Genomic DNA, 16,485 nt, shown 5'->3' with positions numbered 1-16,485 from the left:
CTCCTTATGCCGTGCCGGATTTGAGTGCGTTGATGTAGGCGCGCCAGCCGCCGAACTCGGTGACATCCCGGGCGCCCTCGAAGCCGTAGCCTTCGCAGACAAAGCCGTTCACCCAGCGGCCATCGGCCAGCTCCACGTTGCCGATGCCGAGCGGTGCAGGAATCAGGTCCACGAAGGAGCCAAACGCTGAGGCGGGCATCTCCCAGACTTCCACGATGATCTGTTCGCCTTCACCGGGGCCGACCCGCTTGAGCCCGGGTTTCGGTGGCGTGGTGTTGGGCAGGGCGTACAACCGGTAGTTGGCGGAGGTGGTGGTCTGCTCCAGCAGTACCGAGAAGCGCTCGGTAAGCTGGGTATTCAGGGGCATGCCGCTGAGGTGAGCGCCCACTACCGCCACCTGCACGGTGGGCGTTGAGATGGCCGCGCCGGGCTCTTCTTCGGGGCGGGGTTTGTCGGTGGCGCCCAGTTTGGTGGGGTGGGCGTTCAGCCATTGGCAGGCCAGATGCTGCAGCTCCGCATCCTTCCAGGCGCCGCTGATGAGCGTGACCCCAAAAGGCAGGCCATCGTCCCGGAAGCCGGCGGGCACGGCCAGGGCGCTCATGTCCGCCAGGTTCACGAAGTTGGTGTAGGTGCCCAGCTGGCTGTTGAGGGTTACCGGGTCGGCGTTCACCGCCTCAATGGTGGGCGCCGTTGGCGCCGTGGGCACCAGCAGGGCGTCGATTTCGGCCAGTAGCCCGTCGATTTCCCGTTGCAATTCTTCCTTGCGGTATTGGGCCTTGAAGGTATCAGTGGCGCTGAACTTGCCGGCGTTTTCGATAATGCCTTTCACCACCGGGTTCATATCCCCGGCGTGTCTGGCCATGAAGGCATCCACGGCAGCATGGCGCTCGGCCACCCAGGGGCCCTCATAAAGCAGCGCTGCCAGTTCCAGCATGGGGCTGAAATCCATCGGCACCAGTTCCACATCCAGTCCGCGCCACTGGCTGACGGCGGTGTTCCAGGCCGCTTCCGCGTTCTGGTCGCCAAACCATTGCGGGTGCCCGGGAATGGCGAGCCGTTTGATCGGGCCGGGGCGGCGCAGGGCGGGGCCGTCCAGGGGCAGGGCGTAGGGCGCCTTGCGGGAGAAGGCATCTCCGGCATCGAACCCGGCCATGGCCTCAGACACCAGCCCGGCGTCGTTCACTGTGAGCGCGAAGATGGACACGCAATCCAGGGAACGACACGCCGGCACCACGCCGCGAATGCTGAACAGCCCCTTTGTCGGTTTCAGACCCACCAGATTGTTCAGGCCCGCCGGTACGCGTCCGGAGCCGGCGGTATCGGTGCCCAGGGAAAACGGCACCAGGCCCCGGGCCACTACCGACGCGGAGCCGGAACTGGAGCCGCCGCTCACCACCTCCGGTTTGAAGCTGTTGGGTACGGCACCATAAGGCGAGCGCGTGCCGACCAGGCCGGTGGCGAACTGATCCAGATTGGTTTTGCCGATCACCACCGCGCCGGCGGCTTTCAGGCGCGCGATGACCTCGGCGTCCTGTTCCGGGGTGTAGGCAAAGGCCGGGCAGGCGGCGGTGGTTTTGAAGCCCACGGCGTCGATGTTGTCCTTGGCGGCGAATGGCACGCCATAAAGAGGCAGTGCACTTTTGTCGCCACTCGCGGCTTCCAGAGTCTGGTCCAGGTCTGCCAGTGCGCGGCTGAGGCCATCGCCGTTGAGCAGGGAGATCCAGGCGGCATCCTCAGTATCCAGCCCGCTCAGCAGTTCGCCCAGCAGCGCCGCCGGCGATGCGCCCTCTTTATAGGCGTTCTGCCAGTCCTTGATGGTCCATCCGAGTGTTGAAGGCATTGGTTTTCCTCATGTGCGATTCATCTTGTATACATGTGGGATGGCAATGCCTGTGCCATTTGCGGATTTTTCTTGATAGTTATTCAAAAACAGTGGGTTAGTGATTGCGGGCATGGATCGGCTATTCCAGGGCCTGCCCAATGCCGGTGCGAGCGCACCAAAACTGGTCCGTAAAACAGGGGGTTGGCGAGGTGTAAGCGGGTGCCGGAGGGCGGCTTGATCGCTTGTATACTAGTTAACTTTATGTTTTTGCTCGATTTGCAGGGAATGTGGAACAGCAGATGCAGAGGCTCCGGTGCGTTTCATGACGAACTGCACGCTTCAACACACGACTTAAGGCAAGACCCAACTCAAGAAAAGGACGCACGACATGAGCTTCAAAAAACACGTGAAACTGGGCCTCTCTGCACTCGCGCTTTCCATCTCCTTTAATTCCGTGGCAGCGGAAGATCCCATCAAGGTAGGCATCCTGCACAGCCTCTCCGGCACCATGGCCATCAGTGAAACCGTACTCAAAGACACTGTTGAAATGCTGATCGAGCAGCAGAACGCCAAGGGTGGCGTGCTCGGTCGCCAGCTCGAGGCCGTGGTGGTCGACCCCGCCTCCAACTGGCCGCTGTTCGCGGAAAAAGCCCGGGAGCTGCTGGCCCAGGAAAAAGTGGATGTGATCTTCGGCAACTGGACCTCCGTTTCCCGCAAATCGGTACTGCCGGTGGTGGAAGAGCTGAACGGCCTGCTGTTCTATCCGGTGCAGTACGAGGGTGAGGAATCCTCCGAGAACGTGTTCTACACCGGCGCGGCGCCCAACCAGCAGGCGATTCCGGCGGTGAACTACCTGATGAACGAAATCGGCGTGGAGCGCTGGGTGCTGGCGGGCACGGATTACGTGTACCCGCGCACCACCAACAAGATCCTTGAGACCTACCTGATGGATAAAGGCGTGGCCAAGGAAGACATCATGATCAACTACACCCCGTTTGGTCATTCCGACTGGCAGAACATTGTCTCCGACATCAAGCGCTTCGGCTCCGCCGGCAAGAAGACCGCCGTGGTGTCCACCATCAACGGCGACGCCAACGTGCCTTTTTACCGCGAGCTGGGCAACCAGGGCATTTCTGCCGCCGACATCCCGGTGGTGGCCTTCTCCGTGGGTGAGCAGGAACTCTCCGGTATCGACACCGCGCCGCTGGTGGGCCACCTGGCCGCCTGGAACTACTTCATGAGCGTGGATAACGACGCCAACTACGCCTTCATCGATCAGTGGATCGAGTACACTGGCAAGGAAGACGCCGTAACCAACGACCCGATGGAAGCCCACTACATCGGCTTCAACATGTATGTTGAGGCGGTGAAGAAAGCTGGCACCACCGACGTGGACGCGGTGAAGGACGCCATCATCGGCGTAACCGTGCCCAACCTCACCGGCGGCTACGCCACCATGATGCCCAACCACCACATCACCAAGCCGGTACTGATTGGTGAGATCCAGGACAACGGCCAGTTCTCTGTGGTGTGGGAAACCCCGGCTACCGTGGCGGGCGACGCCTGGTCTGACTTCCTGCCGGGTTCCCGCGACATGATCGCCGACTGGCGCAAGCCGCTGTTCTGCGGAACCTTCAACACCGCCACCGGCACTTGCGGCGCCTCTGCCGGCGAAATGGCGATGGAAGCCGAGTAAGGCTCAAACGGCATTCGCTTATAAGACGAATGCCAAGGACAGCCGGGGGTGGCAGAGTTGCCCCCGGCAGTCACCCCGCACCACGCTTTCAACCAACAGGACATTCTCATGAGCATCTGCCGATCGCTCACATTGCTGCTGATGGCTGCGTTATCCCTGCTCTCGCTCCCGGCGACAGCGCAGGACACCGATCCCGGAAAAGCCCTTCTGATCAACCTGGCCGAGGCACCGGCCAATAAAGTGGAAGAGGCGGTAAATGCCATTGTCAGCAGCGGCGACGAACGCGCCAGGGGCTGGCTCGAAGCATACGGGGCCAACCGCCTGAGCCGGATAGAAGACACCGGGCAGGTGGTACTGGTACTGAACAACCGGGGCCGGGACTGGGAAATCGCCGACCCGCTCACTGGCGAAAACCTGGGCGAAATCTCCCGCCGAGCGCTGGACAGAGTGGCCATCAATAACCGCATCCGGGGCCAGCTTGAGGGCATACTCGCCATGCTGGACCTGAACGCCAAAGACCCCGACGTGCGGGAAGCCTCCGCCCGGGACATGATGGGCAAGGTGGACGCCTCGCTGTTGGCGCCGCTGGAAGCACGGCTAGAGGTGGAAGAAAACGCCGCCGTGCGCAATCGAATTGAAGAAGCCCTGGCCATTTACCGGGTAGGCGAGGGCAACCTGGAGGCCGTGGACGTGCTGGCCGGCAGCCTGCACCCGCGCGCTCGCGCTGCCCTGAAAGAGGCCGTGCGAGGTGACAACGAAGCACTGGCCAACCGCGCCGCCAAGGCCCTGGAAAGCATCGAACAGAAACTCAAACTCAACCGCGCCGCCGAGACCCTATACTTCGGGCTCTCCCTGGGTTCGGTGCTGGTTCTCGCCGCCATCGGCCTGGCCATCACCTTCGGCGTGATGGGCGTGATCAACATGGCCCACGGTGAGCTGATCATGCTGGGTGCCTACACCACCTGGGGCATGCAGCAACTCTTGCCCGGCCAGCCCGGCCTGGCGCTGATTCTCTCGATACCCGCCGGCTTCCTGGTGGCCGCCACCGCGGGCATCATCATCGAGCGCAGCGTCATCCAGTATCTGAAAGGCCGCCCCCTGGAAACCCTGCTGGCCACCTTCGGAATCAGCCTGATCCTGCAGCAGCTGGTGCGCACGGTGATCTCCCCACAGAACCGCACCGTGGTAACGCCGGACTGGATGAGTGGCTCCCTGGTGATCAACGACGCGCTCTCGCTCACCCTCAACCGCCTGTATGTGCTGGCCTTCGCGCTGATTGTCTTCACCGGCCTGATGCTGATCATGCGCAAGACCCGCCTGGGCCTGGAAGTGCGGGCCGTTACCCAGAATCGCGCCATGGCCCGTTCCATGGGTATTCGTGCCACGCGGGTAGACATCATGACCTTTGCCCTGGGCTCCGGCGTAGCCGGCCTGGCCGGGGTGGCGCTATCCCAGCTCACCAACGTGGGCCCGAACCTGGGCCAGAACTACATCATCGATTCCTTCATGGTGGTGGTGTTCGGTGGCGTGGGTAACCTCTGGGGCACGCTCATTGCCGGGCTCTCCCTGGGCACCATCAACCAGCTGCTCGAACCCTGGGCCGGTGCTGTACTCGCCAAGATTATCGTGCTGGTGTTCATCATCCTGTTTATCCAGAAACGGCCGAAGGGATTGTTCCCTCAAAAGGGCCGCGCAGCAGAAGGTTAAGTTATGTGGCTGACAAGACCCCTGCGTGAACGATCCACGCAAATTTTTCTGGGTGTGCTGTTCGCAGCCCTGGTGGTGGTGACCTTCCTCCACCTCTTCATGCCCCAGGGCAGCGCCCTGCATGTGAGCGCCTTTACCGTGACCCTGCTGGGCAAATACCTGTGTTACGCCCTGCTGGCGGTGGCCGTCGATCTGGTGTGGGGTTACCTCGGTATCCTCAGCCTGGGCCACGGCGCTTTCTTTGCCCTCGGCGGCTACGCCATGGGCATGTACCTGATGCGCCAGATTGGCGACCGGGGCGTGTATGGCGATCCCATCCTGCCGGACTTCATGGTGTTCCTGAACTGGCAGGAGCTGCCCTGGTTCTGGCACGGCTTCGACATGGCCTGGTTTGCCTTCCTCATGGTGCTGCTGGCCCCGGGCCTGCTGGCGCTGGTGTTCGGCTTCCTGGCCTTCCGCTCACGGGTAACCGGGGTGTACCTCTCCATCATTACCCAGGCGCTCACCTTCGCCCTGATGCTGGCCTTCTTCCGCAACGAGATGGGCTTTGGCGGCAACAATGGCCTCACTGACTTCAAGGACATCCTTGGCTTCAACCTGCGCACCGACGCCACCCGCCTCGGGCTGTTCATCGCCACCGGCATTGCCCTGGCCATCGGCTACGTGATCTGCCGCGGCATTGTGACCAGCAAACTGGGTCGGGTGAGCGTGGCCTGCCGGGATGCCGAGGCCCGTACCCGCTTCCTGGGTTACCGGGTGGAACGGGTGCAGCTGTTCGTGTTCGTGGTGTCCGCCATGCTGGCGGGTGTGGCCGGGGCGCTGTACGTGCCGCAAGTGGGCATCATCAACCCCAGTGAATTCTCGCCGCTGTTCTCCATCGAGATCGTGGTGTGGGTGGCCCTGGGTGGCCGGGCAACCCTCTACGGCGCGGTGATCGGGGCCATCCTGGTGAACTACGCCAAAACCGTGTTCACCGGCATCATGCCCGATGCCTGGCTGTTCGCCCTCGGCGGCCTGTTTGTGTTGGTGACCGTATTCCTGCCCAAGGGCATTGCCGGGCTGCTGCAGAAACGCCGCAAAGCCAGAACCGATAACGACACACCCACCGGGCAGGAGGCCACCGCATGAGTATTTTTCAGGAACTGGCCGACCGCGAGCACGTGTTCGAGTTTCTCACCCAGGTGCAATCGCCGGTGGACGTGCGCCACGGCCCCATCCTGTACCTGGAAGACGTGAACGTGAGCTTCGACGGCTTCAAGGCCATCAACAACCTCAACCTCACCATCGACGACGGCGAGCTGCGCTGCATCATCGGCCCCAATGGCGCGGGCAAAACCACGATGATGGACATCATCACCGGTAAAACCCGGCCGGATACCGGCTCGGTGTGGTTCGGCAGCCGCCACAACCTGCTCACCATGAACGAGCCGGACATCGCGAGCCTCGGCATCGGCCGCAAGTTCCAGAAACCCACGGTATTCGAAGCCCTCACCGTGTTCGAAAACCTGGAACTGGCCATGGCAGCCGACAAGCGCGTGTTCCCCACGCTCACCGCCATCATGAAACCTGAATATCGGGACCGCATCGACGAAGTACTGGAGATGATCGGCCTGAAAGACCTGCGGGACCGCCTGGCGGGCATCCTCTCCCACGGCCAGAAACAGTGGCTGGAAATAGGCATGCTGCTGATGCAGAAACCCCGACTGCTGCTGGTGGACGAACCCGTAGCGGGCATGACCGAACAGGAAATGGAACGCACCGCCGAACTGCTCACCAGCCTCGCCGGCAAACAGTCGGTTGTGGTGGTGGAACACGACATGGGTTTCGTGCGTTCCATCGCCAGAAAAGTGACTGTGCTGCACCAGGGCAGCGTGCTGGCCGAAGGCACCATGGACCAGGTCTCCAACGACCCGGAAGTGATCAAGGTTTACCTGGGGGAGGAGGCGTAATGCTGAAGATCCAGAAGCTCAACCAATACTACGGCGAAAGCCACACCCTCTGGGATCTGGACCTGGACGTACCCCAGGGCCAGTGCACCTGCGTAATGGGACGCAACGGCGTGGGCAAGACCACCCTGATGAAATGCATCATGGGCGAGGAAACCACCAAGAGCGGCAGTATTGAGTTCGCCGGGGATGTGGAACTCACCAAAAAGAAAGTGGAAGACCGCTCAAGACTGGGCATCGGCTACGTGCCCCAAGGAAGGCAGATCTTCCCCTTGCTGACCGTGGAAGAAAACCTGCGCACCGGCCTGGCCGTGCGCAAGGACGGCAGCAAGAAAATCCCCGAGCGGGTATATGAGCTGTTCCCGGTGCTGAAGGAAATGAAACACCGTAGGGGCGGCGATCTCTCTGGTGGACAGCAACAGCAGCTGGCGATTGGCCGGGCGCTGGTGATCGAGCCCAGGCTGCTGATTCTGGACGAGCCGGGGGAGGGGATTCAGCCGAATATTGTGGCGCAGATTGGGGAGGTTATTCGCAGGCTCATCGAAGAGGATGGGCTGACGGTGTTGCTGGTTGAGCAGAAGTTGCCGTTTGCGCGGAAGTATGCGGATCGGTTTGCGATTCTGGATCGGGGGCGGCGGGTCGCCGAAGGTGAGATTGCTGGATTGACCGACGAATTGATTCGGAAGCATTTGACTGTCTAGCCCCGGCGTATCCTTCCGCTCTCTGAGGCCGTGAAACCCTACCCTCGATAACTCCGTACCGAGCGATGCTAGGCACGGAGTTATTGTGCCTCCGAAAGAGAACAAAATTGGGTTGGAGCAAGTCATTCGGCAAAAGTTAGTAGTGATCGGCTTTTTGCGGCGGTTGGGTAATAAACAAAAGCGAACATTAAAGATAGACGAATACGCAACAATCATTGGTATCGCTGGAGGAAGTTTTGCTCTCGTCAATCAGAACGTATATTCAAAAGCGGCTCCAGACCTTGAACTTTCCTGCATGGTTCTTGAGATCTCAGCGAAAACCTTTAAATGAATTGCGGATGCCGTCGACAATGTTTGTTGTCGCCTCGACTACTCCATGGATCTCGGCTTCAGCAGTCAATGCCAATTCTTCAGTAGATCTCTGATTGCGCTGGGCCGGGGTTCGAACCTCATCGGCAATGACGGAAAAGCCTCGGCGCTGCTCGCCAGCGCGGAGTGCTTCGATGGAGGCATTAAGGACAAGAAGGTTTGTCTGCTCGGCTATGATCGGACTCCACCCCATTCAATGACACTCGGTGGAAAGTGCAACGACGTTTATAGCTCCATCATAAGACACATCGTTTGTCCTCAAGGAACCACTTAACGCGTCTGGATAATACACCTCTGAAACTTTGATGGCCCAACGCGCTACTTCAAGAGTTCGAACGAGGCTCTCGCGGGTCTGATTAAAACGCGGCAGGGATTCCGGCACGAGCTGCTAGCGATTTCTTGCTTGCTGGCCAACCGTCGCAACATAAAGTCCTTAACCGTTACTCAATGCAGAACGTGTGTCCCAGACCCGCAGAAAGTCTCGATCAAAAACTCGGCCCTGATGTCCAGGCTGAACCAGCCCCAGAAGTTGCTGTTTAGCGCTCCAGAACCAGTGCAACCACGATGCCGGCCAGTAAATCGCCTCGGATGTTGGAAAGCCAGTCGGCTTTGAGTTTGTTAACCATAGTTGAGTTTCCAGTGCACTCGTCAAAACAGGAAGGGTGTCAGCGGGTTCTCTTTATCAACGAAAAGGCAGGTTACGAACACAACTTGCGGTGACAACGAGAGTAAAACGCGGGAAAACGGGTCGGAATTGCCCACCGACAGCGGGCGCGGAGCTTATCAAACTACAGGTTAAAAGGTAAGGCGCACGAGACAATAGCAGCGGATTAAACACCACTAATCTACATATTCGATTTATATCTCCTTTTTTATTCATTTTACAGATAACAATTTAAGGCATAACGTAATTCCATTAGATAATAAAGGAAAGCGTTATGTACAAAGGTCTTGGGTTATGTGTTCTATTCACCATCGGTGGTTTTTTGCTCACCGCGCTGACAGGCGACCGCGTCAGCCCGCTGGTGTTTGCTCTGGTGCTGGGGGTCATCGTCGGGAATCTTCCCATGCCATGGAAAAGCCAATCCGTTGAGGCCGGACTGAAATTTTCGACCCGCTGGCTGTTGCGCACAGGCATTGTGCTGTTCGGATTTTCCGTCACCATGCAGCAGGTCTTTGCGTTGGGGCCGCGCATTGTGGTTCTGGATCTGTTGGTCATTGTCACTGTTTTGTTTGTTGGCTACCAACTGGGCACCCGCTGGTTCAAGCTGGACCCGGAGACTGCCCTGCTGACCAGTGCGGGAAGCGCCATATGCGGGGCGGCGGCCATTCTGGCAACGGAAGCCACGATTCGGGCGCGGCCTGCCACTACGTCCATGGCAGTGGCAACGGTTGTATTGTTCGGTAGCCTGGCCATGGTGGTGGAGCCCGTGTTGTTTTCGATGATCGGCTGGGATCAGGGCCTGTATGGCATTTACATCGGTGCCACCGTGCACGAGGTCGCTCAAGTGGTTGCGGCCGGCAATGCAATTGGCCCAGAGGCGCTGGCGAACGCGGTTGTCGTCAAGCTGGTACGCGTGATGCTGTTGGTACCGTTCCTGCTGCTGGTGGGCAGATGGTGGCTCAATCGCCACGCAACCAGACAGGATGGCACCCAATCCGTCGGTAAACTGACCGTTCCCTGGTTCGCGTTCGGTTTTGTGGCGGTGGCGCTGTTTAACAGCGTTGTCACGCTGCCGGAAGCCTTGCACGAAAGCCTGACGCTGACGGGCCAGATCGCACTTACCATGGCTATGGCAGCGCTGGGTTATGAAACGCGCATGTCGAAGCTTCGCGCCCTGGGGATCAAGCCTTTTGCTCTGGCACTGATGTTGTTTGTACTGCTGATCGGTGGCGGGCTTGCGGTGACTCCGATGATTGCACTGGCCTGAAATGCTGGACGCAATCGCCCGGGGTGGGTATTACGACGCTCTGTTAAAAAATCGCTCAAGCCGGGTTGTCAGAAACTGAATGGTGTGGCCGCTGTGTCGCCAGAAATGCCAATACAGCGGAACACTCAGGGCCTGATTTTCTGCAATCATGCCGTAACCCACTCCGGCCAGTGCAAACTGGACAAATCCCTGCGAGGACGGGCACAGGTGATAGCGAAAACCGCCGTGATACCCAAAGCTGTCCATGAACCGATGCTGTAACTGGTCGTTTGGGCCGTAAACGATGGCGGGTGCGCGGCTCAGCGAGTCCAGGCTGATACCGTCTGCGAAGAAGTGGTCCCGAAACTCCGGCGAAGGCCCACGTCCTGATCCTCAATCACCAGATCCATCAGCACATCTTCCTGACTGAACCTAATGTAAATGATTCAACAGTTTCTGGCCCGTCGGGGTTGGCCGTTGTAGCCTTTTTCAATGTGATTCGTGGCAGCCTGGTGGCTTTTTTGCAGGTGCCAGCACTGCGTCCGTGATTTGGTTCGGTGCCATGATGGCTGCCATCGCACTGCATCTTGCCCGTAACGGTCTGCAGGGGCCCATGATCTGAACAGGTTCCAAACCTACGTCGGGAATAAATTCCGGCCCGGCAACGCCCTTGGCCCCTGAGTTCTTATCCGACCGGCTCGATCTTGGCATCGCGTTGCCACAGCATGGAGGCGGTCGGCTTTCATTCAGCGTTCGGGGCTTTCAGCATGCATCCAACCATCGGCCAATACGTTCTATCCTTCATCGCTGTTGCCGGAACGGCAATCGGTATCAGCTTGTCTGCCAATGCGGCTGAATCCACCCGCTTCGAGCGCGGGGCCAAGGTTTACAGCCAGCAGTGTGCGGCCTGCCATCAGGCACAGGGCCAGGGCATACCGGGCTCGTTTCCGCCCCAGAAAAACCACACCGCTGAACTGTACAACGCCACCGACGGCATTGGTGGCCGCCAGTATCTTGGCCACGTGCTGCAATACGGTTTGACGGGGTCCATCGAAGTGGGGGGCACGGCGTACAACGGCAACATGCCCGCCTGGGGCGGTGCCCTCACGAACCAGCAGATCGCGGATGTGCTGAACTACGTGTTGACAGCCTTTGGTAACGAGCAGCGTCTTGCGGGAGAGTTTCAGCCCTACACCGCTGAGGAGATCAAGGCGATTGCGGGCCAGAACCTGTCCGGCAAGGACGTGTACCAGTTGCGACAGGCGGTGCTGGGTCAGTCAGTAGCGCCATCCCGGGAAGGTCCAACCGCCCGGTCGGCCCCAGAGCTGAGCCTGGAGAACGCCATCCGCGATCCGCTTTATGTGGCCGTCCAGAACAGCGGTATTGTAAGAGCCTTACCGTCAAAACAGGCCTGGCCTGGCGTGGCAGGGGCGCACTACGATGCTCTGAGCCCGGATGGCTCTCGCCTGATGGTGTCTGGTTTTAAAACCGGTAATGTCTATGTTCTGGATACGGCCAATGGCGACGTCATGGCCAGTGTGGCGATAGGCGAGGTGGCCCAGGGCGTCAAGATCTCACCGGATGGCCGCTATGGCCTTGCGGTTGCGCCGACCCAGGGCGACGTTGCAGTGATCGACATGAACACCCTCGAACTGGTGAAGAAAATTCCGGTGGGCAAGGTACCCCACAATCTCATCTACAGCGCCGACGGCAAATTTGCCTACGTCACTTTGCAGGGCGAAGGCGCTCTGGCAGTCGTGAACATGCAAACCCTGGAAAAACAGCATCAGATTCCGACGCCGGGGCTTGAGACGCCTCACAACGTTGACATCAGCGCCAACGGCCAACGGCTGTGGCTGCGCGACTTTACGGGCAACGTGGGCGTGATGGACCTGGCCAGTGAAACCATGCTGAAAACCTTCAAGGTGGGCAGTGGGCATGGCGGCATCGACGTGGTGCCCGGCGGGAAATACATCGCGACCGGGGCGATTTCCGCGTCCGCCGTGACCCTGATCGACCCCGAAAGCCTGGAAATTGTCAAGAACGTCGATGTGGGCGTCGGCCCCCATGGCGTTCGCGCCAGCCGTGACGGCCGGTTCATATACGCCTCTGTCACGGCGGATAACCAGATTGCCGTGATTGACAGCCAATCCTTGAAGGTCGTTCGCCGGCAACCCGTGGACGGCAAGTTCCCGTTCTGGATTGCGGTTCCCGGCAACCCGTAAAAAAATGTGGCGACAGGGAATAAACTGAACACAGGCGACGTCTTTGGTTAACAAGTCCACCGATTCCAAACGGGCACACAAAATGCGCAGCACCGGAAGCAAGCAGCAGTTTGACACCCTAGTACGCCCCTGGCGTTACCGGCTGTACGGTGTTGCGCAACGCCAGTCCGCCTCGACTGAAATAGCGGAAGACTATACTCAGGAAACCCTGCTTCGGGCCTGGCGGGATTTTGGCCAGTTGGACGACCAGGTAGCAATCTATGCCTGGCTGCTCAGAATTCTCAACCGTGTGGTTGCCGATGGCTACCGCCGGGACAATCGGCGGCGGCAACTGGCCCCGGTACTCACAACCGAAGACGCCGTGCTGAGCGAACACCCCTGCGCCGCTCCCGGCCCGTTCGAGCAGGCACTGAAACATCAGACCGATGCGCAGGTGATGGCCGCCGTTCGCGACCTGCCGGACAACTTCCGGCAGGTGGTTCTGTTGAGGGACTTTGAAGATCTGAGCTATCAGGACATTGCGCAGATTCTGGACCTGGCGCCAGGCACGGTGATGAGCCGCCTGTCACGAGGCCGTCGCCTGCTGGCCGAGCGATTGATCAAGGTGGCATCCGACAATCCGGCTGCCAGTGACAACACGCACACAAGGGTGACCCCCCATGAGTGATAAGCCCTCTATCACCCCCTCTTCGGAATCCCATCAGTGGTCTGACCTGCACCACCAGATTCAGGACTGGCTGGCGGGCTATGCCGATGGCGAGCTGGATGAGCATCACATCACTCTGGTTGAAGCTCACCTTGCTGGCTGTGAGGCCTGCCGACACGATGCCGAACGCCAGCGGATGCTTTCTGAACGACTACAAGAGATACCCGCGCCCAGATTGTCCCCCGCATTTGCCAAGCGCCTCGACGATACCCTTGCCAGCGTCCAGACCAGCGACAGGCGCCCGGTCGGTCAGAAGCCTCTGGAAGGCCTGAAACACTGGTTGACCCGCCTGAGCCCATCGGCTGTCATCGGAGGCGGCGGCTGGGCGGTGGCCATGGTGCTGGCGGCGATGCTTCTGGTACCCAGCCTGACGCCCGAAGATCCCAATCAGATGGCGGTGGCCAGTCAGATTCCCATGGTCAACGACGTGCTGGCCGATTATCAGCGGGTGGTGGGCAACGATCTGCGCACGCCGTCTGACGACGCCGACCTGTCGCCGCCCATGCAGTGGGCCAATGGCCGCGTTCTGGCCCGTTGGACAACCAGAGTAGGTGGCGAGCCCGCCGAGGCCTACGCCGTGCGGCTGGGCAACAGCCTGATCGTTCAGTACCAAATATCGGAGCGCGTGTTTTTCCGGAATCCGGACGTGCGACAGGCCGTGGCCCGTGCCGGTGATTTTCGAACCCGTGACAACGAGCTGGAAGTTATTGGGTTGCCGATGCGGGCATCGGGCTTACTGGTTGTGGCGCCATCGGGCAATGTGCCACCCATCGACAAGTCAGCGATGAGTGCTTCCTGAACCGACCTCGGTGGTTATTTTCTAATCAATCCCTACACTTAACTCATGCATTCGCAATCAGCCCAACAACAAAACCGGAACCAGTCCGGAGTGATCAACAATGAGGGAAATACCATGTCGATCAATGATTCGCCCGCCATTGCCTCCCAGTCTCCGGCAGAGTCAATCCAAATGAGCCGTCGGCGCCTTTTATTGGGCTCCGCCGGTGCCATGGCGTCCGTCAGTCTGCTGGGGCTCAGCCCGCTGGCCAAAGCCGCAGAGCCCAAAACGCTGCCGGACTACGTTCGCTGGAAAAACGCCAATGACGTCATCGTTCACAGTGCCAACACCATCGAAACCGAACGGGGAGCGATTGGCAGTGGTGTGGTCACTGACAGTGACAAATTGTACGTGCGCAACAATCTGCCAGCCCCGAATGCCGATATCGTTGCTGACCGCGATGCCTGGAAAGTGACTTTTGAAGGCGTGAATGGCCCCCAGTCCCTGACCCTTGGCGACCTTAAAAAAATCGGCGTGGAAACTGTGACCACGGTGCTTCAGTGTTCAGGAAACGGGCGGGCCTACTATCAGCACGGGCCGGGGGGCACCCAGTGGGGCACAGGTGCGGCCGGTTGCCTGATCTGGACCGGTGTGCCATTACGGGAGGTTGTCGCAAAACTGGGCGGCGTGAAACCCGGGATGAATTACATCACCAGCACGGGCGGCGAGAGCCTGCCTGCCGGGCTGGACCCGAAAACCATTATGGTGGAACGGTCCATTCCCCTGAAGGCTCTGGATCAGGCCCTGCTGGCCTGGGACATGAATGATGAGCCCATGCCCCTGGCCCACGGCGGCCCTTTGCGCATGGTTGTGCCCGGCTATTTCGGGGTCAACAACGTGAAATACGTGGATCGGGTGGCGTTCACCGAGGGCCAGTCGGACGCCAAGATTCAGGCCTCCGGCTATCGCATTCGTCCCATTGGCGAGAAAGGAGCACCCGATCAGCCGTCCATGTGGGAGATGCCGGTCAAATCCTGGGTTACCGCCCCCCTGACCACCGCCAGCCAGGGCAAAAACCTGGTGTACGGCGTTGCCTTCGGCGGCATGAATGCTGTCAGCAAGGTGGAGGTGTCAGCCGACGGTGGCGAAACCTGGAAGACCGCCCGCTTCCTTGGGCCCGACATGGGGCGTTATGCCTGGCGGCCGTTTGTGGTGTCGATGGATCTGAGCGCCGGCGATCACCGGATTGTCAGCCGCGCAACCGACACCGAGGGCAATACCCAGCCGCCCACACGCACGGAAAACGAGCGCGGATACGGCAACACCAGTTGGAAAGACCATGGCGTGACCGTCACCGTTTCATAAATGCATGAACCTTGTGGCGGTTCGCCCGCCGGGCCGCCCGTTTCTTTGACCGAACCAGGATTTTCCATGTCACTACGTACACTGTTATTCGCTGTACTTGTCTCTGCGTCTGCCACCGTGATGGCGGATGAACAACTCGAACTGGGCAAGAAGGTGTTCACCGAGCAGGCTCAACCCTCCTGCACCATCTGTCACGCACTGAACGATGCAGGATCGGTTGGCGAAATTGGCCCCAATCTGGACGAGCTCAAACCCTCTGCGGAGCAGGTCCGCAATGCGGTAAAGAGTGGCGTGGGGATCATGCCAGCGTTCGGTGATTCGCTGTCGGAGCAACAGATCGAGGCCGTTGCTCACTACGTTGAATCCGTAACCGGGAAATAAACGCAGGAGGGACCGCCGTGCCGGTCCCGGAGTTCACCCAACCCTGCTGAGTTGCCTAGACCTTGTGCACCTCGTAATAGCGCATCATGCCATTGTCCTCGTGCTCCATATTGTGACAATGGTAAGGATAGAGTCCCGGGAAGTCGGTGAAGGTCAGCGCAATCCGGACCCTCTCTCCGGGCAGCACCAGCACGGTGTCGTGCAGCCCTGAATCCACGATGCCGGCCGCCAACTGCCCGGCAGCTAGTGCATCGGCGTAGCGTCGGCTTAGCACCCTGAACTGCAATCCACGGACATGCATGGGATTCGGTATCATGGTGTTGTTGAAGAACTCACAAACCTCGCTTTCGCCCAACAAAACAACTTCGCCATCGGCCACCGTCGCACCTTCAAACTGACGACCTTTGATGGTAAAGCCTTGCATCAATTTCATGCCAAGCCGGAACAATCGGGGGGGCTGTGATCGTGTCCGGGCGTGGCAGGTCGGCCAGTTCATTGCTCAGCCGTTCAGGGTGTGTGGATATTTACCCCATGTCAAAGCCTAAGTTTGGGATTTGACATTTCCTTGATAAATCCTTCAACAAACCTTGACCCACCATCCAGTCTGGACTTCCCCCACTAAACACGACAACCCCGAGCCTCAAACGGAGGCAAATTGGGCGGCATTGAAGGCCATTCCGAATGTTCGCTTTGCGACCAGAAGCACCTAAACAGAAGCGAACATTCGATGCACGTCGATCGCCAGTGTAATGGGTGCATGTCCGGTTGTTCGGGTGAGGCACCACAGGAATACACCAATCGCATGTCCAGATAATTCCTGATTTGATGCACAGACAGGGTGCAGCGACGGAACGCTTTGGAAATGACATGGCCTAGCTC

At 59.5% G+C, this 16,485-nt stretch carries 15 protein-coding genes; 12 read left to right on the top strand and 3 right to left on the bottom strand.

Annotation, left to right across the window (positions count from 1 at the left end):
- Positions 1 to 4 precede the first annotated feature (4 nt).
- Positions 5 to 1,840, bottom strand: coding sequence for an allophanate hydrolase (gene atzF, locus ACFC20_RS06780; RefSeq protein ID WP_375192329.1), 1,836 nt, complete (start codon positions 1,838 to 1,840; stop codon positions 5 to 7).
- A 370-nt stretch (positions 1,841 to 2,210) separates the two neighbouring features.
- On the opposite strand from atzF, the gene urtA reads away from it, so the two are divergent.
- The 6 genes from urtA (at position 2,211) to ACFC20_RS06750 (ending at position 8,203) form a co-directional block, all read left to right on the top strand.
- Entirely contained in the window at positions 2,211 to 3,518 is a 1,308-nt protein-coding gene (urtA, locus tag ACFC20_RS06775; RefSeq protein ID WP_375192328.1) for an urea ABC transporter substrate-binding protein, read from the top strand.
- 108 nt (positions 3,519 to 3,626) lie between these two features.
- The gene (urtB, locus tag ACFC20_RS06770) at positions 3,627 to 5,225 is read left to right on the top strand and encodes an urea ABC transporter permease subunit UrtB (RefSeq protein ID WP_375192327.1); all 1,599 of its coding nucleotides are present in this window, start codon (positions 3,627 to 3,629) and stop codon (positions 5,223 to 5,225) included.
- 3 nt (positions 5,226 to 5,228) lie between these two features.
- Positions 5,229 to 6,353, top strand: coding sequence for an urea ABC transporter permease subunit UrtC (gene urtC, locus ACFC20_RS06765; protein WP_375192326.1), 1,125 nt, complete (start codon positions 5,229 to 5,231; stop codon positions 6,351 to 6,353).
- Positions 6,350 to 7,174 carry an urea ABC transporter ATP-binding protein UrtD gene (urtD, locus tag ACFC20_RS06760; protein WP_273207808.1) on the top strand — a complete coding sequence of 275 codons (825 nt, stop codon included), beginning with the start codon at positions 6,350 to 6,352 and terminating at the stop codon, positions 7,172 to 7,174. The genes urtC and urtD overlap by 4 nt, the downstream gene beginning before the upstream one ends.
- Entirely contained in the window at positions 7,174 to 7,872 is a 699-nt protein-coding gene (gene urtE / locus ACFC20_RS06755) for an urea ABC transporter ATP-binding subunit UrtE (RefSeq protein ID WP_375192325.1), read from the top strand. The genes urtD and urtE overlap by 1 nt, the downstream gene beginning before the upstream one ends.
- Positions 7,873 to 7,957: 85 nt before the next feature.
- Positions 7,958 to 8,203 (top strand): hypothetical protein, encoded by a 246-nt coding sequence (locus tag ACFC20_RS06750; RefSeq protein WP_375192324.1) that lies wholly within the window; start codon positions 7,958 to 7,960, stop codon positions 8,201 to 8,203.
- Here the strand turns inward: ACFC20_RS06750 and ACFC20_RS06745 are convergent.
- The gene (locus ACFC20_RS06745) at positions 8,183 to 8,434 is read right to left on the bottom strand and encodes a methyl-accepting chemotaxis protein (protein ID WP_069184683.1); all 252 of its coding nucleotides are present in this window, start codon (positions 8,432 to 8,434) and stop codon (positions 8,183 to 8,185) included. The two genes, ACFC20_RS06750 and ACFC20_RS06745, sit on opposite strands and share 21 nt — an antisense overlap.
- Before the next feature lie 745 nt (positions 8,435 to 9,179).
- Here ACFC20_RS06745 and ACFC20_RS06740 point away from each other — a divergent pair.
- The 6 genes from ACFC20_RS06740 (at position 9,180) to ACFC20_RS06715 (ending at position 15,606) form a co-directional block, all read left to right on the top strand.
- Complete coding sequence (locus ACFC20_RS06740; protein ID WP_069184684.1) at positions 9,180 to 10,172, top strand: YeiH family protein; 993 nt, start codon at positions 9,180 to 9,182, stop codon at positions 10,170 to 10,172.
- A 746-nt stretch (positions 10,173 to 10,918) separates the two neighbouring features.
- On the top strand, positions 10,919 to 12,376 hold the full coding sequence (locus ACFC20_RS06735) for a cytochrome D1 domain-containing protein (RefSeq protein WP_205632675.1): 1,458 nt from the start codon (positions 10,919 to 10,921) through the stop codon (positions 12,374 to 12,376).
- A gap of 82 nt (positions 12,377 to 12,458) precedes the next feature.
- Complete coding sequence (locus ACFC20_RS06730; RefSeq protein WP_141697240.1) at positions 12,459 to 13,043, top strand: RNA polymerase sigma factor; 585 nt, start codon at positions 12,459 to 12,461, stop codon at positions 13,041 to 13,043.
- Positions 13,036 to 13,881, top strand: coding sequence for an anti-sigma factor (locus ACFC20_RS06725; RefSeq protein WP_069184688.1), 846 nt, complete (start codon positions 13,036 to 13,038; stop codon positions 13,879 to 13,881). Before ACFC20_RS06730 ends, ACFC20_RS06725 begins: the two co-directional genes overlap by 8 nt.
- Before the next feature lie 114 nt (positions 13,882 to 13,995).
- A complete protein-coding gene (locus tag ACFC20_RS06720; RefSeq protein ID WP_083231865.1) occupies positions 13,996 to 15,225 on the top strand; it encodes a sulfite oxidase in 1,230 nt (409 codons plus the stop codon).
- A gap of 66 nt (positions 15,226 to 15,291) precedes the next feature.
- Complete coding sequence (locus tag ACFC20_RS06715) at positions 15,292 to 15,606, top strand: cytochrome c (protein WP_069184689.1); 315 nt, start codon at positions 15,292 to 15,294, stop codon at positions 15,604 to 15,606.
- Between the two features lie 55 nt (positions 15,607 to 15,661).
- Here ACFC20_RS06715 and ACFC20_RS06710 read toward each other — a convergent pair whose 3' ends face one another.
- Positions 15,662 to 16,039, bottom strand: coding sequence for a multicopper oxidase domain-containing protein (locus ACFC20_RS06710; protein WP_069184690.1), 378 nt, complete (start codon positions 16,037 to 16,039; stop codon positions 15,662 to 15,664).
- Positions 16,040 to 16,485 lie beyond the last annotated feature (446 nt).

Source organism: Marinobacter sp., from assembly GCF_041984545.1.
Taxonomy (GTDB): Bacteria; Pseudomonadota; Gammaproteobacteria; order Pseudomonadales; family Oleiphilaceae; genus Marinobacter.
The sequence above is the reverse complement of the archived record's forward strand: the minus strand, read 5'-3'. Positions and strand labels throughout refer to the sequence as shown.